The 20919-nt window shown below is 64.5% G+C and carries 18 protein-coding genes; 6 read left to right on the forward strand and 12 right to left on the reverse strand.

Going from position 1 to position 20919, the window contains the following annotated elements:
• The first annotated feature begins 28 nt into the window (after positions 1 to 28).
• Both Q0C42_RS07950 and Q0C42_RS07955 read left to right on the forward strand, forming a co-directional pair.
• Entirely contained in the window at positions 29 to 1090 is a 1062-nt protein-coding gene (locus Q0C42_RS07950; protein ID WP_295074270.1) for a four-carbon acid sugar kinase family protein, read from the forward strand.
• Positions 1087 to 1839, forward strand: a complete 753-nt coding sequence (locus tag Q0C42_RS07955) for a FadR/GntR family transcriptional regulator (RefSeq protein WP_295074271.1) — start codon at positions 1087 to 1089, stop codon at positions 1837 to 1839. Before Q0C42_RS07950 ends, Q0C42_RS07955 begins: the two co-directional genes overlap by 4 nt.
• Here the strand turns inward: Q0C42_RS07955 and Q0C42_RS07960 are convergent.
• From Q0C42_RS07960 to Q0C42_RS07995, 8 genes are all read right to left on the reverse strand, one after another.
• Positions 1836 to 2948, reverse strand: coding sequence for an iron-containing alcohol dehydrogenase (locus Q0C42_RS07960; protein ID WP_295074272.1), 1113 nt, complete (start codon positions 2946 to 2948; stop codon positions 1836 to 1838). The genes Q0C42_RS07955 and Q0C42_RS07960 overlap by 4 nt on opposite strands.
• Complete coding sequence (locus Q0C42_RS07965; RefSeq protein ID WP_295074273.1) at positions 2945 to 3859, reverse strand: dihydrodipicolinate synthase family protein; 915 nt, start codon at positions 3857 to 3859, stop codon at positions 2945 to 2947. The genes Q0C42_RS07960 and Q0C42_RS07965 overlap by 4 nt, the downstream gene beginning before the upstream one ends.
• Positions 3856 to 4809, reverse strand: coding sequence for a 4-hydroxythreonine-4-phosphate dehydrogenase PdxA (pdxA, locus tag Q0C42_RS07970; RefSeq protein ID WP_295074274.1), 954 nt, complete (start codon positions 4807 to 4809; stop codon positions 3856 to 3858). The genes Q0C42_RS07965 and pdxA overlap by 4 nt, the downstream gene beginning before the upstream one ends.
• The gene (locus tag Q0C42_RS07975; protein WP_295074275.1) at positions 4806 to 5804 is read right to left on the reverse strand and encodes an ABC transporter ATP-binding protein; all 999 of its coding nucleotides are present in this window, start codon (positions 5802 to 5804) and stop codon (positions 4806 to 4808) included. Before Q0C42_RS07975 ends, pdxA begins: the two co-directional genes overlap by 4 nt.
• Positions 5801 to 6781 carry an ABC transporter ATP-binding protein gene (locus Q0C42_RS07980; RefSeq protein ID WP_295074276.1) on the reverse strand — a complete coding sequence of 327 codons (981 nt, stop codon included), beginning with the start codon at positions 6779 to 6781 and terminating at the stop codon, positions 5801 to 5803. The genes Q0C42_RS07975 and Q0C42_RS07980 overlap by 4 nt, the downstream gene beginning before the upstream one ends.
• Entirely contained in the window at positions 6778 to 7719 is a 942-nt protein-coding gene (locus Q0C42_RS07985) for an ABC transporter permease (protein ID WP_295074277.1), read from the reverse strand. Before Q0C42_RS07985 ends, Q0C42_RS07980 begins: the two co-directional genes overlap by 4 nt.
• A gap of 1 nt (position 7720) precedes the next feature.
• Positions 7721 to 8674, reverse strand: coding sequence for an ABC transporter permease (locus Q0C42_RS07990; protein ID WP_295074278.1), 954 nt, complete (start codon positions 8672 to 8674; stop codon positions 7721 to 7723).
• A 66-nt stretch (positions 8675 to 8740) separates the two neighbouring features.
• A complete protein-coding gene (locus Q0C42_RS07995; protein WP_295074279.1) occupies positions 8741 to 10396 on the reverse strand; it encodes an ABC transporter substrate-binding protein in 1656 nt (551 codons plus the stop codon).
• A gap of 242 nt (positions 10397 to 10638) precedes the next feature.
• Here Q0C42_RS07995 and Q0C42_RS08000 point away from each other — a divergent pair, with 242 nt between their 5' ends.
• Together Q0C42_RS08000 and Q0C42_RS08005 are read left to right on the forward strand one after the other, a co-directional pair.
• A complete protein-coding gene (locus Q0C42_RS08000; RefSeq protein WP_295074280.1) occupies positions 10639 to 11808 on the forward strand; it encodes an exo-alpha-sialidase in 1170 nt (389 codons plus the stop codon).
• 841 nt (positions 11809 to 12649) lie between these two features.
• Positions 12650 to 13564, forward strand: coding sequence for a PHB depolymerase family esterase (locus Q0C42_RS08005; RefSeq protein WP_295074281.1), 915 nt, complete (start codon positions 12650 to 12652; stop codon positions 13562 to 13564).
• A gap of 90 nt (positions 13565 to 13654) precedes the next feature.
• Here the strand turns inward: Q0C42_RS08005 and Q0C42_RS08010 are convergent, their stop codons facing one another.
• Entirely contained in the window at positions 13655 to 14251 is a 597-nt protein-coding gene (locus tag Q0C42_RS08010) for a TetR/AcrR family transcriptional regulator (protein WP_295074282.1), read from the reverse strand.
• A gap of 93 nt (positions 14252 to 14344) precedes the next feature.
• On the opposite strand from Q0C42_RS08010, the gene Q0C42_RS08015 reads away from it, so the two are divergent.
• Both Q0C42_RS08015 and Q0C42_RS08020 read left to right on the forward strand, forming a co-directional pair.
• Positions 14345 to 14809 carry a (2Fe-2S)-binding protein gene (locus Q0C42_RS08015; RefSeq protein WP_295074283.1) on the forward strand — a complete coding sequence of 155 codons (465 nt, stop codon included), beginning with the start codon at positions 14345 to 14347 and terminating at the stop codon, positions 14807 to 14809.
• A 1-nt stretch (position 14810) separates the two neighbouring features.
• A complete protein-coding gene (locus tag Q0C42_RS08020; RefSeq protein ID WP_295074284.1) occupies positions 14811 to 17057 on the forward strand; it encodes a molybdopterin cofactor-binding domain-containing protein in 2247 nt (748 codons plus the stop codon).
• A 323-nt stretch (positions 17058 to 17380) separates the two neighbouring features.
• Here Q0C42_RS08020 and Q0C42_RS08025 read toward each other — a convergent pair whose 3' ends face one another.
• Genes Q0C42_RS08025 through Q0C42_RS08035 form a run of 3 tightly spaced genes read right to left on the reverse strand, consistent with a single transcriptional unit; the run spans position 17381 to position 20832 of the window.
• Positions 17381 to 18352, reverse strand: coding sequence for an ABC transporter permease (locus Q0C42_RS08025; protein WP_295074285.1), 972 nt, complete (start codon positions 18350 to 18352; stop codon positions 17381 to 17383).
• Positions 18353 to 18356: 4 nt separating this feature from the next.
• Positions 18357 to 19847, reverse strand: coding sequence for a sugar ABC transporter ATP-binding protein (locus Q0C42_RS08030; RefSeq protein WP_295074286.1), 1491 nt, complete (start codon positions 19845 to 19847; stop codon positions 18357 to 18359).
• Between the two features lie 40 nt (positions 19848 to 19887).
• Positions 19888 to 20832 carry a substrate-binding domain-containing protein gene (locus Q0C42_RS08035; protein WP_295074287.1) on the reverse strand — a complete coding sequence of 315 codons (945 nt, stop codon included), beginning with the start codon at positions 20830 to 20832 and terminating at the stop codon, positions 19888 to 19890.
• Positions 20833 to 20919: the final 87 nt, after the last annotated feature.

The following is a 20919-nucleotide window of genomic DNA, read 5'->3' on the forward strand; positions in this document are numbered from 1 at the left end:
AGTTACGCCAAGTAGAACAGTGTGGGGCATGTCTGTTCTGACCGCAGTTCTGATCGCCGATGACCTGACCGGATCGCTGGATTCGGTCGCTCCCTTCGCGGCATTGGGGATGAAGTGTCTTACCGCGGTTTCGCTTGATGCCATTGGTCCGGCACTTGCCCTTGCGCCAGAGGTCCTGTCGGTCAACCTTGGCACGCGGGAGTTGCCTCCGGATGAAGCCCGCAGGCGGGCGGTGGCGGCGACGAGGGCGGTGATCGCGGCGGCGGGGCCGGACACGATCTGGATCAAGAAGATCGACTCGCGGCTCAAGGGACCGATCGCGGCTGAGGTGTCGGGGATGTCCGAAGTGCTGCAGTCTGCGCGCGTCCTGCTTTGCCCGGCCATTCCGGAGTTGGGTCGGGTCGTCGCTCAGGGCAGGCTGCGCGGGCATGGTATCGCTCAGGATCTGTCGGTGGCGGAAACGGTCGATCTGGATTTGCCCTGCATGGTGCCGGATGCGACCAGCGATGGCGACCTTGACCGGATTGGCGCCTTGATCCAGCCCGGAACACTCGTCGCGGCGGCGAAAGGCCTTGCTGCGGCCTTGGCGCGGCGGTTGTGCACTGGGCGAGTGCCAGTCCCCGCCCCTCTGCAGCCGGGCGCTATCGGCTTTGTCGTCGGCTCGCGCGATCCGGTCACGCTGGCGCAGGTTGCTGAGCTGCGGGCGGCAGGCGGGCCAAGGTTCATTGCAGCCCCGGACGGAGAGGTTGGGCCCATCGGCGCCCCCGGTGCCTTCATGATTCAGGCGACTACGGGTCCAGGGGCTGATGGGCCAGTGGTCGCTTCACGTCTTGCCAAGGGCGTGGTTCACAGGGTCGCGGATCTTGGGACTTTGGTGCTGGCCGGGGGCGAAACCGCTGCGGCCGTGCTGGACGCGGCCGGCATCCGGCTCTTGCAGGTCGTGGGGGACGTCCTGCCCGGCCTTCCTTTGTGCCGCGCCGTCGACGTGCCGGGTTTTCCCGATCTGATCACCAAGTCTGGCGGGTTCGGCCCGCCGGATACGTTTTTGCGGCTTTGGCAGGCCGCGCAAAGCCCGGAAGGCGTCCCATGACCGCGTACAAGCTTGCCGAAGCTTCGGATCCTCGTCCCGCCTCGGCGCCCCGTTCTGTGCTGCTTGCCGATGTCGTCCACGACCGAATGCGGCGGGCAATATCGGACGGCCAGTATCCGGATGGGGCGCGGCTTCCGGGCGAGAACGACCTTGCCCGCCAGTTCGAGGTCTCCCGACCGGTCATCCGCGCCGCGCTTAAGCGGCTGCGCGCCGAGGGGTTGGTGATCTCGCGGCAGGGGTCGGGCAGCTTTGTCGCCGCGCGGGGAGAGCCGAAGACCCTGGCCTTTCAGCCGGTCGAAACCATCGCGGACCTGCAGCGCTGCTACGAGTTTCGCCTGACCATCGAACCCGCCGCCGCCGCGATGGCCGCGATCCGGCGCAGTGAGGCGCAACTTGCTGAAATCTCGAAGTTCCTGGCGCTGTTGCGTGATGCCACCGAGCGCCGCAGCCACCGTGAGGACGCGGATTTCAGCTTTCACCTTGCCATCACGGCAGCGTCGAACAACCAGTATTTCGAGACCTCGATGCGCGCGCTGAAGGACCACATCGCCGTGGGCATGAAGTTCCACGGGTTATCCCTGCAAACGGTCCGCGGCGGGTTGGATCATGTGCTGGATGAGCATACGGCGATCTTCGACGCGATCCGCCTTGGACAGGCGGAAGCCGCGCGCGAGACGATGCTGCGACATGTCACGGGATCGCGAGACCGGCTGTTCGAAGGGCGCCTGCTGGACCTGTCGTCGCGCTAGAACGCGGCTCGGTAGATCGCTTCGACGTCGGAGACGCTCATGTCGCGCGGATTGTTGTCCATCAGGCGGCGAATGCCATGCGCCTCGGTTGCCCATCCGGCCAGTTGACCATCGGTCGCGCCATTCTCGGACAGGCGCATCTTCACTCCCAAGCGACCACACCAGCCGCCTGCCGCGCGTAGCAGATCGCCGGTCAGGCCCAGAAGCCCGGCCACTTTGGCAGTCTTTTCCGGGACGGCGGCGGCGTTGAAGGCCAGCACATGCGGGAAGATGATCGCGTTCGCCAAACCGTGGGGCAGCTTCAGCCGAGTGCCCAGCGGATAGGCCAGCGCATGACCGGCGGCGGTGTTGACCGGCCCGAGGCAGATCCCGCCGTAATAGGCCGCGAGGAGGAGCCCGGCCCGCGCCTCGGCGTCCGAGCCATCGGTGACGGCGCGGGGCAGGTAACGGGCGACCAACTCGATGCCCATCAGGGCGTAGTTGTCGATCAGCGGATGCGACTTCCGGCTGGTAAAGGCCTCGACGCAGTGCGCCATCGCGTCGATCCCGGTAGCTGCGGTCACGGCGGGGGGCAGGGACATGGTCAGCGCAGGGTCCATGGCGACCATGTCGGCCAGGAGGTGCGGGCTTTCGACGGCCACCTTCATCCCGGTCGATGTGTCCGTCACCAGCGCGCGGATGCCGGCCTCAGATCCGGTGCCTGCTGTCGTCGGCACCAGAACGAGCGCGTTCTGCCGCCCGGTCACCTTGTTCGGCCCGACGATGTCGGCCAGCACCTGGTCGCCGCGCAGCACGGTCACCAGCTTGGCAAGGTCCATCACCGATCCACCGCCGAAGCCGATGACGAGATCGGGTGTTGCCTCGCGCGCCGCGGCGACCGCAAGCGCGAGGTTGTCGCTGTCAGGCTCGGGCTTCACGCCGTCGAACACCGTGACCTGTCCCGGCAGGGCCAGTGACTGAACCCGCCCGGCCATCGACCGTTGCGTCAGCACGAGGATGCGCTGGAAGCCTTCGGCTTTTGCCCAACTGCCGACCTCGGCTGCGGTGCCGGTGCCGAACTCCACGCGTCGGGGCTGATGGATGCGCAGGGGGCGGGAGAGGTCGGTCATGCGGCAAGGTCCTTCACGCTGGCGCCAATGGCGGTCAGTCGGTCTTTCAGTTGGGTTAGCTCGTTGGGCGCAAGGCCCACCAAGGGTGGCCGCGTCCGGGTCCAGACGGCAGAGCCGTGGCGGAAGGCGACCATCGCCTTGATCGCGGGGATCTGGGTGTAGGAGTTCGAGAGGTCGCGGAAGGCGTTGATCCGGGCCTGTGCGGCCTCTACTTCGGCTTTGCGGGCAGGGTCAGCGTGGTGGCGGAAGACCGTCGCCAGGCTGTCGGCCACCAGGTTCGACGTCGCGGTAATGCAGCCTGCGCCGCCCTTGCCCATCAGCGGCAAAAGCAAAGGATCGGCCCCGGCGAAAACCGAGAAACCCGGGAAGCGGTCGATCATTGCCGTCATGTTCTCGATCTTGCCGGCCGAGTCCTTGATGCCCACCACGGTCTGCGGGAATGCCGTCACCAGACGCTCGATCAGGTCGTGGCTGATCGGCACGTGCGAGACTTGCGGGATGTGGTAGAGAATGACTTGAAGCCGGGTATCTGCAAGCGTTTCAATGACATGGGCGTATGCACGAAACAGACCCTCGTCGCTGACTCCCTTGTAGTAACTGGGTGGCAGCATGACGACACGAGTGACGCCCAGGGATAGCGCGTGGCGCGTGAGGTCGATGGTTTCCGGCAGGGCATTGACCCCGGTGCCGGGCATGAGGCGTTCCGGACCCACGGCAGTCGCCGCCGCTTCGAGGATCGTCTTCCGCTCGGTCAGCGAGAAGGAATTGGCCTCGCCCGTCGTCCCCAAAAGCGCGATCCCGTCGCATCCATCGGCTATCAGCGCCTTGGCATGGGCTGCCAGAGCCTCAAGGTCGGGTGAAAGGTCCGCGTTCACCGGGGTGGCCGAAGCGCAATAGACTCCGCTGATCATCTCGGGCTCCGGGTGGCGGCCATGCGGCGGGCATAGGCCAGCGCATGGTCCAGATTGACGTTTTTCGCGATGCCTTTGCCCGCGATGTCGAAAGCGGTGCCGTGGTCCACCGAGCAGCGGTCGATCGGCAAGCCGAGGCTGACATTTACAGCCGTGTCGAAGGCGACAAGCTTGATCGGGATGTGTCCCTGGTCGTGGTACTGCGCGACGATCAGGTCGAAGGCACCCTCGTAAGCGCGGTGAAAGACCGTATCCGCCGGGATCGGGCCATAAGCATCGATCCCTTCGGCCTGGGCGGCCGCGACGGCCGGGGCGATCTGGGTGTCATCCTCGTCACCGAACAGGCCGCCCTCGCCACAATGCGGGTTCAGGCCCGCCACGGCGATCCGCGGCGTGATACCGAGGCGGAGAAACTGCTGATGGCCTGCCCGGATCGTTGCCAGGATACGGTCGGTTCGCGCCCGGTCGATGGCCCCTTTCAGAGAGATATGGGTGGAGACGTGGATCACGTTCAACCGCTCGGACGTCAGCAGCATGAAGCTGGACTTCGACCCGGTCAGGCTTGCCAGCATGCCCGTGTGTCCGTCGTAGTGATGCCCGGCGGCGTTGAGCGCCGCCTTGTTGATGGGTGCGGTGACGATCCCCGCGATGTCGCCCTTTTCCGCCTGGCGCACGGCGGCCTCGATGAAGCGGAAACAGGCCTCGCCCCCACGCGGGTCGAGTTTGCCGAAAGGCATCATGCCGCCCGGAATATCGGTCTGGTGCAGGTCCAGAGAGGACACATCCAGCCCGGTCCCCAGCACCTTCTCGGCCGCCGCAAGACTGTCGGAATTGCCGAAGATGCGGTAGCCGCGCCGTGCCTCGGGCGTCATGGCAGCCATCGACTTCACGATGATCTCTGGGCCCACCCCGGCGGGGTCGCCCATGGTTATGCCGATTGGCGCGGTCATGCCGGTCCTTCCCAGTTCGTCCGTCCCGGTCCTGTTACCGCATGGCAGGCGACGTGGTGGCTTGGCACCACCTCGCGCCAGTCGGGAACCGTGGTCTTGCAGATGTCACGTGCCAAGGGGCAGCGCGGATGAAAGCGGCAGCCCGTGGGTGGGTTCAGCGGGCTTGGCACTTCGCCCACCAGCCGCTGGCGATTGCGCGGCGCGCGCGGGTTGGGTTCCGGCACGGCGGACAATAGCGCGCGGGTGTAGGGGTGCAGCGGTTCGGCGAAGAGGGCTTGCGACGGAGCCAGTTCGGCCAGCCGCCCCAGATACATCACACCTACCCGGTCGCTGATGTGGCGAACGACCGCAAGGTCATGTGCGATGAACAGATAGGTCAGCCCGTACTTTTCCTGCAGGTCAAGGAGCAGGTTCAGGATCTGCGCTTGCACCGAGACATCAAGGGCCGAGATCGCCTCGTCGCAGACGATGAAGCGGGGCTGACAGGCCAGAGCGCGGGCAATCGCCACCCGCTGACGCTGGCCGCCCGACAGTTCGTGCGGATAGCGGTTGGCAAAGCGGGGGGTCATGCCGACGTCTTCCAGAAGACGCGCCACACGGGCCGGGACTTCGCCCTTCGGGGCAAGGCCGTGGAAGCGGATCGGTTCGGCCAAGGCCTCACCGATGGTCATCCGTGGGTTCAGCGTCGAATAGGGGTCCTGGAACACGATCTGCAGATCGCGCCGGAAGGGGCGCATGGCGTCCTCATCCAGCCCTGCGATATCCTGTCCCTTGTAGCGCACCGACCCCGCGGAGGGCCGCTGCAGGTTCAGGATCGCGAACCCCGTCGTGGACTTGCCGCAACCCGACTCGCCGACCAGGGAAAGTGTTTCGCCTTCGACCACATCCACGCTGAAATCGTCCAGCGCGCGGACCACGGCCTGCTTTTCGCCGAATGCGCCGAGACGGATGTCATAGCGCTTTGCCAGTCCCCGAATTTCCAGCAAGGCGGTCATACGTTGGCCTCCAGCATTACCGGGCAGGCAACCTTGTGTCGCGCATTGCCAGGCACCGATTGCAGCTTCGGAACGGCCTCGCGGCAGGAGGGCAGGGCGAAGGCACAGCGTGGAGCGAAGGGGCAGCCCGGCGGGCGGCGTCCGGGTTCGGGAGGTGTCCCCGCAATCGACGGCAACCGCTCCATCGCGGCGCCCGCCAGTGTGGGCAACGAGCCTAGAAGCGCGCGGGTATAGGGGTGCGTGGGGCGGTCGAAGATCGCGTCCACCGGGGCATCTTCGACAACGGTTCCGGCATAGAGCACCGCAATGCGGTCCGCCAACCCAGCGATCAGCGCAAGGTCGTGGGTGATCCAGACCACCGACATCTTCAGCCGGTCCTTCAACTCGCGCACAAGGTCGACGATCTGCGCCTGGATGGTGACGTCCAGCGCGGTTGTGGGTTCGTCGGCAATCAAGAGCTTCGGGTTGCCCGCCAGCCCCATCGCGATCATCACCCGTTGGCGCATGCCGCCCGACAGTTCATGCGGCCAGGCGTTCGCGCGTTCTTCGGGTGCCGGTATGCCAACAAGGGCCAGCAGCTCGACCGCCCGGTCCTTTGCCTGAGCCCTGGTCAGGCCCTTCTGGTAGATCAGCGCCTCGGCGATCTGGTCGCCGATGCGGATCACGGGGTTCAGGCTGGTCATCGGGTCCTGGAAGATGAAGCCGATTTCCGAACCGCGGACCTTGCGGAGTTCCTTGGCCGAAAGCTTCAGCAAGTCCCGCCCACCGAACAGCGCCTGCCCTCCGGTCGCGCGGATGCGGTTTGGCAAAAGGCCCACCAGCGACAGCATGGTCAAGGATTTGCCGCAGCCGGATTCGCCGACGATGCCCAGGCTTTCGCCCTCCATCACTGCGAGGTCGATGCCATCCACCACCCGCGCGGGGCCGGTGTCGCGGGCGATGTCGATGGTCAGGCCCTTGATGTCCAAGAGGGTCATTTCTGCCCCTTCGGATTAAGTGCGTCGTTCAGACCGTCGCCAAGGAAGTTGAACGCGACCGTCACCACCGCCAGTACGGCAGCCGGTGCGGCAAGAAGGTGCGGATAGTTTGTCCAGACCCGCAAACCGTCGGAAATCATGTTGCCCCAGCTTGGCGTCGGTGGTGTGACCCCGACACCCAGAAACGAGAACGCACTTTCCAGCACCATCGCCGTGCCCAACCCCGCCGAGACCGCGACAATCAGCGGTCCCATTGCGTTTGGAAGGACATAGCGGGTCAGGATCAACCGGTTGGTCAGCCCCAGCGCCCGCGCCGCCGTCACATAGGGCCGCTGTCGCACTGACAGGACCTGCGCGCGGACGAGGCGGGCATAGGGAGGCCAGGTGATCAGCGCCATGGCCCCGAAGACCAGCACGAAGTCGACGATCTGAGTATTTCGGTAGATCGGGTTCAGCGTCTCCATGTAGCGCGCTTCCATCCAGAGGCTGATCGGCTGCTTGAGGCTGGCGTTGATCACGACGACCAGAAGGAGTTGCGGGACGGACATGGTGATGTCGGTGAACCACATGACGAAGCGGTCGAACCAACCGCCGTAGAAGCCCGCGATGGCGCCCAGGATGACGCCGATCAGAACGGCAATGATGGTCACCCCTACCGCCACCATGAAAGCCGTCCGCGCGCCATAGATCAGGCGGGACATGACGTCGCGGCCAAGGTCGTCGGTGCCCAGCCAATGCTGGCTTGAGGGCGGCTGGTTCCGCAGGTCCAGGTTCTGCGACAGGAAGTCGTAGGGCGATAGCCAAGGGCCGAAGACCGAGACGATCACCAGAGCGGCGATGATAGCCAGCCCCGCGACGGCCAGCTTGTTCCGCTTCAACCGCCGCCAGGCATCGCGCCAGAGGCTGGAGGGTTTGTCCTCGATGTCGATCATCGTCATCTCAGGACCCCTTCACGTCGGCGGCGCGGGGATCGAGGAGGGGATACAGAAGATCCACCAGCAGGTTTGATGCCATCACAAGGAAGGAGCCAATCAGCGTGACGGCCAGGATGACCGGGTAGTCGTTGTTGATCAGCGCCTGCACGGTCAGGCGGCCCAGTCCGGGAAGGCCGAAAACCAGTTCCACGAAGATGGCACCATTGACGATGGTGATCATGATCAGGCCCAGTTGCGTGACCACGGGGGTCAGGACGGGGCGCAGGATGTGGCGCAGGGCAACCATATGCTCTGGCACGCCCTTGGCACGGGCGGTGCGGACGTAATCCTCGCTGAGCACCTCGATCACCGCGGCCCGGGTCTGCCGCAGGATCAGCGCGATGGGCTGGAAAGACAGCACGATCAGCGGCAGGAGGATCTTGACGCTGAAGATACCACCCCAGCCATAGGGCACGGCGCCGTCGGGCAGGATCATCAGGAGGAGCACCATCAGCAAAGGGCCCGCCACGTAGGCTGGGATCGCCCATAAGGCAACCGCCGTGCCCAGGATGAAATAATCCAGCCGCGAGTTCTGCCGCATCCCGGCGATCATGCCCAAAGGCACGGCCACCAGCGCAGTCACCACGATGGTCATCAATCCCAAGGCTGCCGACACCGGGGCTGCCGCCGACACCATCGCCCAGACCGACCGGCCCGAGGTCAGCGAGTTGCCGAAGTTCCCCTGCATCAGGTTCCAGATGTAGCTGAAGAACTGCACAAGGAAGGGCCGGTCCAGTCCCGCCTCGGCCCGAATCGCCTCGATCTTGACGGGGTCATAGGCGACGTCGCCGGGCGCGCGGAGAAAGATCAACTTGATCGGGTCGCCCGCGCCATAGAACGCCAGCGCATACACGCCCAGCATCACCAGGAGCACCGAGGGCACCCAGACGATCAGACGGCGAAGGATATGGGCAAACATGCGGGCGCTTTCGGAGGCAAAAACGGGGCGGGGAAATCTTCCCCGCCCCGCCGTCATAGCGTCAGATCAGGAGATCGAGACATTCCAGGGCGCGAAGACCTGCCAGTCGAGGTTCTTTTCCATTCCCGACACGTTGGCGGTGGCCCAGCGGCTCATCGTCTGCTTGTACCAGGGGATGAACATGAAGTCGTCGCGGAAGATCCGCTGCGCTTCCTGCGCCTTGGCGCTCCGGTTCGGATCATCGGCGGGCAGGGCCAGCGCCTCGGCGATCAGGGCGTCGACAGCGTCGTTCTTGTAGCCGCCCATCTTGCCCTGCGCGTTGCCCGAGCCCGAAGCAATCGACCCGGCCAGGTAGCTTGCCGCATCCGGTACGCGCGTGCCCACGTCGTCGCGGAAGATCTGGATCGCGTTCTGGTCCGGTCCGGAATACTGGTCCTGCTGCGGCTTCATGTCCACCGCCGAAATCCCCAGCACCTGCCGCCACTGTTCGGCGATGTACTGCGCTGCAGCTTCGTTGGCCGGGGAGGAAATCCCGACGAACATCAGCTTCGGCAGCTTTTCCGGCCCGCCATAGGTGGATGCCGCCAGCGCCGCCTTCGCCGCCTCCGGATCATAGGGGAAGGGCGTGAAGGATGCGTCATCCTCACCCGGTACCGAGTTCATCACGGTATCCGTCTTCTGGTGCGGCCCGTCCGGGAAGCTGGCCTTGATCAGTCCGTCACGGTCTACGGCCAGGATCAGCGCCTCGCGAACCTTGGGGTCATCCATCGGCGCGCGGGACGCGTTGAACCAGAAATGCTGGCTGGTCGGAATGGTCGGCCCCGCCGCGAAATCTGCGCCAAGGTCCAGCACGATGGTCGAGGTAACCAGTTCAGTATGCGCCTGATACTTGCCGGATTTCAGCATCTCGGTCGCGGTCACGTTGTCTTCTACCGCAGTCAGTTCGATCCGCGCCAGTTTCGGTGCCGGGCCGAAGAAGTTCGGGTTTGGCACCCAGACGACCGCGCCCGAATCCAGATCGGCGCTTTCCATCATGAACGGGCCCGAAGTCGCGCCGTTGGCACCGAGGAACCAGTCCGCCACCTCATTGCCGTCGGCGCCGCGTGCGACCGAGACCTTGACGATCGGCGCAATGTGATTGGCCAGCCGCTGGTAGAAGATCGGGTCCGGCCCTGCCAGCGTCACCACCAACTCGCCTTCACCGGCGACGATGCCGGAGATATCCGTCGCCGTGCCGTCCTTGACGGCCGCGTAACCCGCAACGCCCGACAGCACTTGGTCGATGCGCTGGTTCTTGGTCGTCGGCATCGACGACAGCTCCCAGCTGCCTTTCACGTCCGCCGCCGTGATGGGTGAGCCATCGGCGAACTTGGCGTCGGGGCTGACCTTCAGCGTCCAGACGGAGAAATCGGCGTTCGGTGCCCATTCGGTCAGGACGTAGGGCTGGATCTCGCCCTTGTCGTTGAAATACATGGCACTCGCGTTCCAGAACGAGTTCCAGCGGAACGGCACGCCGCCGCCGCGCAGGGGCGACCAGTCCTGGTTGAAGGCGGGGTTGATCGCCTTCAGAACCTGGCCCTCTTGCGCCATCACGATTCGCGCGCCCGGTCCGAAGGCCGCCACCGCCACGGCAGAGCCGATCGCGAATTGCAGCAGGCCCCGGCGGCTGATGCCCGCCTTACTTTCTGTCAGTTCCATGTCTTCCTCCCAGAAGTGTCTCATGCCGTTGTCCGGCCCTCACGACTCGAGAGAAAGCAGATAGCCGGTGGACAAGCCTGTCAACTTGTTATTTTCAGCCTAACAAGTTGAAGGCGGGCTGTGCCATGACTGAATAAAGTCTGGGGAAATATAACCGTTATTTTCCCGTGTATTAGTGAAGTAAGCGATCAATCGCGCAGAATTCTGGGCTTGACAGATAACTTGGCAACTTGTGATCTCGCACCACCGAACCGCAGGGAGTTGCGATGTCTGCTTTCCCACAGCGCGAGCTGTCGACGTCCGAGATCGAGGCCGCAATGGATGGCCGGCTGCATGTCTCGTCTTCTGGCCGGGTGGATGCTTTCCTCCCCTCGCCGATGGTGCAGAACCATGCGGCCAACCTGCATGTTCTGCCAGATGGTCGCCTGGCCTGCGTCTGGTTCGGCGGCACGATGGAGGGGATGGGCGACATCTCGGTCTACATGTCCACGCTTGGGCCGGAAGGCTGGTCAGCGGCGCGGCGCCTGTCCGACGATCCAACCCGGTCCGAGCAGAACCCTGTCCTCTTTACCGCCCCCGATGGGGCGGTCTGGTTGTTCCACACCAGCCAGCTCGGCGGACGGCAGGACGAATGCGAGATCGTTGCCCGCGTATCGCACGACGGCGGCGAAAGCTTCGGCCCCACCCGGCGCATCGGCGAGTTTCGCGGGGTCTTTGTTCGCCAGCCGGTCCATTTTGCTCCAGCCGGGGAGTGGCTGCTTCCCGGGTTTCGCTGCGTGACACCGGCGGCGGGGCGCTGGACAGGTGACATCGACACTGCCGTGATGTTGGTTTCACAGGACGAAGGCCAGTCCTGGCGGGCGACCGAGGTCCCGGACAGTTTGGGCGCGGTGCACATGAACCCGGTTTCCCCACTGGCCGGAGCGATGCCAGCCTTCTACCGCGACCGCTATGCCCAATGGGTCAAGCGCAGCCTGTCCAGTGACGGTGGACTCAGCTGGTCCGCGCCGCAGCCGACCGATCTGCCGAATAACAACTCGTCGGTACAGGCCATTCGTCTGGCCGATGGCCGCATCGGCATGGTCCTCAACCCGATCAGCGCCGCAACGTCCGACGCCCGCCGTGCGTCGCTTTATGACGAGATTGAGGGCGAGGCCGAAGTGCAGGCCGTGACCGAAGGGCCAAAGGCGGTGTGGGGCGTGCCGAGGGCACCGATGACGCTGGCCATATCGTCCGACAACGGCGCGACGTTTCCTGTCCGGATCGACCTGGATCAGGGCACGGGCCATGCCCTGTCGAACAATTCGGCGGAGGGCGTCAACCGCGAGCTTTCCTACCCGTCGATCCTGCAGGACGGCGAGGGGCATCTGCACATCGCCTATACTTACCATCGCCGGGCCATCCGCTATGTCAGGATCAATCTTCCGGTTGATTGAGGACGGGTCTGCAGCAGAACGACCGTTGGCAGTGCCATGTGAGAGCGCCCTGATGCTGCCAAAACAACGTCACTTTAGGGGGCGCCGCTCGTTCCGGCCTCGGTGGGCTTCATCCATCGAGCCAGGAAGCAAAAGTTGCTGGTGAGGAGGTTGTTAACGTCTTCGTTGGTTGACCCAAACTCCTAGCCCCCTTGGGACCAGTTTGAACTGGTACCTTTTCAGCCATTTTCGAAGAACGTTGTTCCTCTGCATCTGTAGCTAGCAGAACCCACCCAACGCAGGATTTTCTGCGCTTGGAACGGCGGGGCGAGTAGTGAGTTATGCCCAGGGTTCGGATGTCCGACAGGATTGGCGCCAAGTCTTTCGGGTGCGCTTAGGGTTGCCACCACCGCCGCGTGGCACGCAGGGTATTATCCGATGGCTGAGGCTACCCCTGCGCTTGGATTTCCCGGCTCCAGAATGATCAGTTTGGTCAAAGCTATACCTTGTCTCCTCGGAAGATGTTCGTAGCATCTTCGTCCACCCCGGGCACAGAACTGACATTGGCCGGTTAAACCCTGGCGACATGCAAAGGTTGTCCTCCTATCGGGCTGCCGTACTCCCGGACGCTGCCGAGCGGTCCGACAACGACGGCGAAGGCCGGCCAAGAAAGGCACAAAGTATGGACGACGACTTCATGGCAGCAATGCGCCAAACGCTTAAGGCTGTGCGCGAAGGCAATCCGGCCAAGGCAACCCAGGTCATCCAGGGTGCTCTTTCACCTGCATTCCCAACTGCCGCGCCCGCAGCTGCCCAGAAGGCAGACCGCGCGACGGGGACCGCTCCGCGCAAATCGCGTGCCATGTCGCAAGTGCTTGCTGAGCTGGCAGCTCGCGTTCCAAAACGAGCACCCAATCTGCGACCGACCGTATTGGTAGCGGATCTGCCCGAACGTGCGACCTTCGAGCGCCGTCGGTATGAAGGGCCGCATGGGTCTCGGGAGTACCTTTTGTTCTGCCCGTCTGGTCAACAGCGGCCGATCCGCGGAGTCGTGATGATGCTCCACGGCTGCACCCAGACGCCCGATGACTTCGCGGTCGGGACGGGGATGAACCGGCTCGCCGATGACCACGACCTGATCGTCGTCTATCCAGAGCAGACCCGAGGCGACAACATGCAGCTTTGCTGGAACTGGTTCAGGCCGGGCGACCAGCGCAGCGACGGCGGAGAGGCCGCTCTGCTGGCGGGCCTTGGCGCTGCCGTCCTGGCCGAGCATGGCCTCGAGCCCGCCGGGCTATTCGTCGGCGGCCTTTCCGCTGGAGGCGCAATGGCTGCTCTTCTGGCCAACACCCATCCCCACCTGGTTACTGCTGCTGCCGTCCACTCGGGTCTTGCCCCCGGCTCGGCAAAGGACGTGGTCTCGGCCCTGGCCGCCATGCGTGGCGATGCCTCCGGTCGAGCGGAAGCCTTGACGGTTCCGTCGATCATCTTCCACGGCTCTGCCGACGCGACCGTTGCTCCGGTAAATGCCGGACGCCTGGCCGGTCCCCTCACCGCGACCACCGAACGGACCGGCACCGGACCCTCCCGCCGCTTCGACGTGCTGTCCGGACTGAACGCCTCCGGCCACCCGGTGGAAGTCTGGCGCATCAACGGCGCCGGTCACACCTGGTCCGGCGGCAAGGCCGAGGGAAGCTACACCGACCCGACGGGTCCTGACGCCTCCGCCGAGATGATCCGATTCTTCGTAGAAATCTTGGACAAAAGGAAAGGCTGAACCCGCCAGTCTAACACGGTAACCCATGTGCCGCCTGTTGACGGTCCGGACAGGCGGCCTGTTTCAGCGATCGACGACAAGCCCCAGCCACTATCTGGACAAGGCCTTTCCGAAAATTGCGGCCACGCGGCTCTGGGCTGCACGATAGTCGGCGAAATCCTTGGCAAAGGACTTGATCCCGAACTTCGTCGCCATCACTGCTGCGGCGAATTCGTCGGCGGTGGCCTGCAGCCCGTCAAGACTGTATCGCCCCTCTTCCACGCCAAGTTCGATCCAGCGCTGAATGTGGCGCGTAATCCGAGCGTGCGCCTCGATAACGGCAGCCTGAGAGAACGGACCATTCGCCGACAGGATCTCGTCAGCGTGGGGCGAGTTGAGCATCGCCTCCACGGCTTCCCCGTCGATGGCGTGGAATGTAGCCAGCAGCACTTCGGCTGCGGGGCCCGGCTGTGCAAGCACCCGTTCGACAGCCTTCTCGGAGGTCTCGAAATGGTTGCGCACCAACGCGTTGAAGATGTCTTCCTTTCCAGCGTAGTGCAAATAAAGCGCCGGGCGGGACATACCCGCACCGGCCGCGATGTCTGCCATTGAAGTCCGTCGCAGCCCATAGCGCGCAAAACATTCGAAGGCCGCGCGCAGGATCGCGGCTTCCTTCGGGTCGATCTGGGGGTCGTCGAGCACGGTCATGGGCGCAGGATACGGGAGCGACGACACCGCGTCAAACCAACCATTGACACATTGACATTATGAGTAAATATTGTCAGGAATGAGGAGCTCCAGATGTCTTTCACCCTCTCTGTAAACGGCGCCCTGCGCCAGGTCGACCTTCCCGGCGATGTCCCCCTGCTTTGGGCTCTGCGCGACGGTCTCGCGATGACCGGTACCAAGTTCGGTTGCGGTGTCGCCGCCTGTGGGGCCTGCACCGTGCTCATCGACGGCGAAGCGGTCCGGTCTTGCCAGGTCCCCCTCGCCGACGCTACCGGAAAGATCACGACCATCGAAGGGCTTGGTCAGCCCGGAGCCCTTGCCCCCGTGCAAGTGGCCTGGGTCAAGCACCAAGTGGCGCAATGTGGGTACTGCCAGTCCGGCCAGATCATGCAGGCAGCAGCTTTGCTGGCCCAGATCCCGGACCCGTCGGATCAGGACATCGACGAAGCGATGCAGGGCAACCTCTGCCGCTGTGGAACATATCCCCGTATCCGCGCCGCGATTCACGAGGCAGCACAGATGATAAAGGCTGGCTGACATGGCATCTTGGAAAACCATCACCCGTCGGTCGTTCATCGTCCTTGGTGCCTCCGTCGTGGGCGGGGCCGCCTTCGGAGCCTACAAGGTGGCTGAGGTCCCAGCCAATCCGCTGGTCCCTGTCCCGGGCTCCACCCCGCTCAACCCTTGGGTCATCATCAACGCCGACGGCATCACTGTCATCGCCCCCCGGGCCGAGATGGGGCAAGGCATTTCCACCACGCTCGCCGCCCTGGTGTCCGAAGAACTGGACGTCGCCTGGGAACAGGTCCGCGTCCTGCACGGGCCGCCCGCCCAAGCCTATTACAACGCAGGCTTCGTCGAACGGATGTCGAACGAGCCCGACTACCAGCTTTCGCTTCGGGAAAACTCTCACAACGCCATTTTGGCTGCCGTGCCGAAGATCTTCTCACTGCAGATGACCGGTGGCTCGACCGGCGCGATCGGTGGCTTCGTGCAGATGCGCCTCGCAGGGGCAGGCGCACGGGAGGCTTTGAAGGCTGCAGCGGCCAGGCGGCTTGGCGTCTTGCCTGAAACGCTCAAGACCGAAGGCGGCAAGGTCATCGGCGAACAGACCTTCACCTACGCCGAACTGGCTGCCGAGGCCGTGTCACTTGTGCCCGACGATGTCAGTTTGCGCGATCCGTCTACTTGGCGCTATGTCGGCAGGGCGATGCCGCGACTGGACATGGTGGCCAAGGCCACGGGGACCGAAACGTTCGGGATCGACATCATCCTTCCCGGAATGAAATTCGCTACCGTCCGGATGAACCCACGGCGGGGCGGAGCGATGACCAGTTTCGATCCGGCCGCCGCCCTGGCATTGCCGGGTGTGGACCAAGTAGTAGGACTGGGCAACGGCATTGCTCTCATTGCCAACAATACCTGGACTGCAATGCAGGCGGCCCAACTGGTGGATGTCCAATGGGGCGATGCGGATTATCCGGCCGATACCGCCGCCATGATGTCCCGCATCGAGGCCGCCTTCACGACAGAGCCTGACTCGCGGTTGCGTGACGACGGGGATGTCGAGGTCGAACTCGCCAAAGGCGACGTGGTCGAAGCCGAGTACCGCATTCCCTTCCTGGCTCATGCATCGATGGAGCCGCTGAACGCCACAGCCTGGGTCAAACCCGATGGCGCTGTCGAAGTCTGGTGTGGCAACCAGGCCCCGATCATGACCCGAGATGCGATCGCCGCTGCCCTTCGGATCGGGTCCGACAAGGTCACGCTGCATACGCCGGTCATGGGCGGTGGCTTCGGAGGCAGGACTGATCCGGTGGCCGCGGTGCTGGCCGCCCGCATCGCTGCTGCAATGCCGGACACCCCCGTCAAGCTGACCTATAGCCGCGAAGAGGACATGACGCAGGACTACTACCGTCCCGCCGCAATCGCCCGGCTGTCAGGGCGGAACGAGAACGGGAAGGCGACCGCGCTCTGGGGCCGGACCGCGGCGCCCTCGGCCACACAAAACGCGCTTTCGAGGCTGGTCGGCTTCGCGCCTCCCGGCCCCGATCGCGCGACCGTCGAAGGCGGGTTTGACCAGCCGTACGGTCTGCAACATTACCGCTACGATGGCCACCTTGCCGTCCTTACCGTGCCGCTTGGCTTCTGGCGGTCGGTCGGCAATTCGATGAACGCCTTTTTCCTTGAAAGCTTCATCGACGAACTGGCCCATGCGGCCAAGGCGGACCCGCTGGCCTTTCGACTGGACCTTATGCGGGATTCGCATGCCCCCTCGGCATTGCTTCTGGAGACCGTCCGGGACATGTCTGACTGGAACAGCCTGAAACGCCCTGGCTTCGGGCGCGGCGTCGCCTTCTGCTATTCCTTCGGCACCCCCGTCGCTCAGGTACTGGAGGTGCAGGACACCCCTGTCGGCATCAAGCTGACCCGCGCCTGGATTGCCTGCGATCCAGGCCTGGCCATGGACCCGGGCATCGTCGAAGCGCAGATGACAGGCGCCATGATCTACGGTCTCTCTGCCGCCGTGCAGGGCGCAATCACCTTTGCCGACCAGTCGGTCGTGGAACAGAACTTTCCTGACTATGAGCCGCTGCGTATGCACACCACGCCGCGGTTTGAGGTCAAGGTGCTCCAGAACAACGGCACGTTCGGACATATCGGCGGCGTTGGAGAGCCCGGCACGCCGCCGGCTGCGCCCGCCCTCGCAAATGCACTTTACGACCTGACCGGAACGCGCGCGCGGACGCTGCCGCTCAACCAACTGTTCGGTTTCACGTCCTAGTTGGTGGGAAACGGCCCTTAGCGGTCGTTCGGCACATGGTTGATCAACGGCAGCCACTCCACGACCGATCCGCGCTCAAGGACTGCCGCTCAGTGCACAAACACATCATGGTGGGCCAGAAGTGCAAAGCGGTTAAGCCGCCCCATGATCAGCCTTTGATTGCATCAACTACGACTTCCACCTCGATGCGGCCGATCCTTGCGACTTCATCTTCTACGAAAACTGGACGAGCCGCACTCGCCGCGTATCTTGCCATCCCGCATTTCCGTCAGCCGACCTTTTTGTACGAGTGGGCGGACTGAGGACCGCGCATCCGTCCTGCCTCAGCGCAGCCGGATGGCCCGGCGACCCAGCGCACTGATCGACACCGCCAGCAGGATGATCGCGCCGACCAGGACCTGCCGCACATAGCTGTCGACCTGCAGCTGGGTCAGCCCGTTGTCCATCACCCCCAGCGTGACCACGCCGGCGACGGTGGCCAGCACATTGGGCTGCCCGTCGCGCGTCGCCGTCATGCCAAGGAATACCGCCGCAATCGCAGTCAGCATCAACCCGTCACCTTGCACAGGATTGGCCGAGGCGACGCGCGAGGCATACATGATCCCTGCAAGCGCCGCTCCCATGCCGGTGAAGGCAAAGGCCGAAAGCCGCAGTTGCGCGACCTTGACCCCCGCCAGCCGCGCGGCGTCGGCATTTCCGCCGATAGCGTAAAGCCTGCGGCCGTAGATTGTATGCTCAAGCACGATCCAGACCAAAAGGGTCACCACCGCCGCAACCAACGTCAGGGCTGGCAGAACTACAAGATTGCCGCCCCAAGTCCCGAGGGGCAGCCCGGATCGCGCGAAATCGGCGAACTCCTGCGGAATATCGCGCCCGAAGATGGTCTTGCCACCCGAGACCAGGAAGGCTGCGCCGGAGAACATGGTCATGGTTGCCAGCGTGGCGACGAACGGAAGTATACCGATCAGACTGACCAGAACCCCATTGGCAATCCCGCCCAGCAGCCCGACGGCCAGCGCCACCGCGAGTGCCACCGGAACCGGCAATCCCTGTGCGAACAGCACCGCCGCGACCACCCCGGACAGGGAGGCCATCGCCCCCACCGACAGATCGAAGTCGCCCATCACCATGACCACCGTCATCGTCACGGCCACCACGATCAGCATCGAAAGCTGTTGGCTGATGTTAAGCCAGTTGCGCAAGGTCATGAAGGTGTCGGGAAGCGCAATCCAGAAGAAGACGACGATGGCTGCCATGCCGATCAACGACCCGTAATGCCGCAGGAACGATGCCATGGGTTCAGCTTTCCTTTTGGTAGCAGGCCGTCAGCAGGGCGGCCTCGGTCAGCCCGTCGGCGGGCAGGATCTGGGAAATCCGCCCGGCGTTCAGGATGGCGATCCGGTCCGACAAACCTATCAGCTCGGGCAGGTCGGAGGACGCGACGATGACCGCAGTCCCCCTCGCGGCAAGGTCGCGGATCAAAGTGTAGATGTCGAACTTGGCCCCGACATCGACACCCCGCGTCGGCTCGTCCAGCAGGAGGATCGCAGGGTCACCGGCCAGAGCGCGTGCGAAGAGGACCTTTTGCTGGTTGCCACCCGACAACTCGGCGATCGGCTGGTCGGGTCCCGATGCCTTCAACCGCACGTCCTGTGCCAGGCGGCGCACCAGCCCGGCCGTCTTGCGGCGCTGCACGAATCCCAGGCGCGACAGCCGTGCCAGATGCGGCAGCGCAATGGTCTCGGCCAGCGCTCGGCGCGGCATCACACCTTCGGTCCGCCGCTCGGGCGGGACATAGGCCAACCCTTGTGCCCACGCTCCAGCCGGGTTCGCCGCCAGCGGCACCCCGCGCAGTTGCAGATCACCCGCCCGCGTCACCGCACCGATCAGCGCGCGCAGCAAGACCTCCCGACCCGAGCCCGAAAGTCCGGCAACGCCCAGGATCTCGCCTTCCGCCACCGCGAAGGACAAGGGGCCCAGCCCCCCAGCCCGCAAGTCGCGGACCAAAAGCGCCGGGGGGCCAGACGTCGCCGTGTGGCGCGGAAAGAGGTCCGTCATGTCACGCCCGGTCATGTCGCGGATGATCTTGTCCCGGTTTGTCGCCGCGCGGTCACGGGTAGCCACATGCGCCCCGTCCCGCAGGACGGTGATGCGGTCGGCAAGCCGCATCACCTCGTCCATGCGGTGCGAAACGTAAAGGATCGCCGCCCCCGTCGCCTTCAGCGCGGCGATGGCCTTGAACAAGCGTTCCGCTTCAGCCCCGGACAGGGCGGCCGTCGGTTCGTCCATCACGTAGGCCCAGGGGGCATCCCCGTCGTCCAGCAAGGTGGCCGCAATCCGCACCAGCATCTGGTCGCCCGCTCCAAGCGACCCCATCACCGACCGCGCGTCGATGTGGGAGGCCCCCAGCTGCCCAAGTGCGTCCACTGCCGCCGTGCGAAGCTTGGTCCAGTGGACCAGCCCGAAGCGCTGCGGATAGGGCCGCGACAAGTGCATGTTCTCGGCCACGCTCAGCGCCGGGACCACGTGATTTTCCTGATGCAGGAACTGGAAGCCCGCCGTCTTGGCCAGGTCTGGTGATCCCAGCCGTAACAGCGCTCCGTCCAGCGTCACCTCGCCGGAATCAGCGCTTTCCAGCCCCGCAAGAATTCGGATAAGCGTGCTCTTCCCCGCCCCGTTCTCGCCCATCAGGGCGTGAACCTCGCCGCCGCGCAGCGACAGCGCAGCCCGGTCCAGCGCCCGCGCGGGACCGAAAGTCTTTACGATGCCCGACAGGCGCAATTCTGGCATGGGAGGGGGCAGTGGGGCGGCGCGAACCGCCCCGTCTGCCTTAGTCCTTGGCGTTGGAGCTGGTGATCAGCTTGGTCGGGACGTAGATCACGTTGGCTTTGAGCGTCTCTCCGCCCAGCACCCGCGCCACCGTGTCCGCCGTCGTGGAACCAATGCCCTGGAAGTCCTGTGCGACCGAGGCTTCGAAGTTTCCGTCCGCCGCGATGGCGTCCCGCGCCTGCGGGTTGGCGTCGATGCCGGTGATCACGATCCCTTCGCCCTGCCGCCCCGCCGCCTCGATGGCTTGCAGCGCCCCAAGCGCTGGCTGGTCCCAGGCCGCCCAGACCGCCTTGATGCTGCCGGGTTCAGGATTTGCGGCCAGGATCGCCTCCATCTTGGCGCGGCTGTCGGCAATGCCGCCGTCCGAGACATCGGGCGTCACGCGGTCCAGTACGGTGATGTCGGGATGGTTCTTGAAGACCGCATCCGCCACCGCGCCGCGCACCTGCACCGGCGGGAAGGCGTCAAAGACGAACATCACGACAGCGCCCGCGCCGCCGATGCGATTGGCCACATAGACCGAGGTTTCCGCCGCCATCGCATAGCCGTTCGAGGTGATGTTGGCCTTGATCCGCGGGTCAGCCCCAGCGTCCATCCCGAAGACCGGGATGTTCGCTGCCACCGCTGCATCCAGCCCCGCGCCCACCTGCGCCGGATCGACGTTCAGGACGATCGCATTTACGCCTTGCGCTGACACATCCTCCATCCGGCTGATAACCGCCGCGACGTCGCCGGCCGTGTCGATGATGTTCACTTCCCAGCCCAGTTCCTTGGCACGCGCCTGGAAGGCTTCGACGTAGAACTGCGTTCCGGGCTGCGACAGGTACGGCGTGATCACTGCGATCTTCTCGCCTTCAGCGAAAGCGGCGCTTCCAACAATTGCCACTGCGGTCGCCAGTGTCAGTCCTGCAATGCGCCAAAAACTGCGCCGTGTGATACCGGTCATTTTCAGTCCCTCCCCCTACAATTCCCGATCTTGCGGAGGAATGATTGTCAGGCCAGTCTTGCCGCGTCCAGAGGTTTTGCAAGCCTC

Origin of the sequence: Tabrizicola sp. (genome assembly GCF_022842145.1) — a bacterium.
Taxonomy (GTDB): domain Bacteria; phylum Pseudomonadota; class Alphaproteobacteria; order Rhodobacterales; family Rhodobacteraceae; genus Tabrizicola.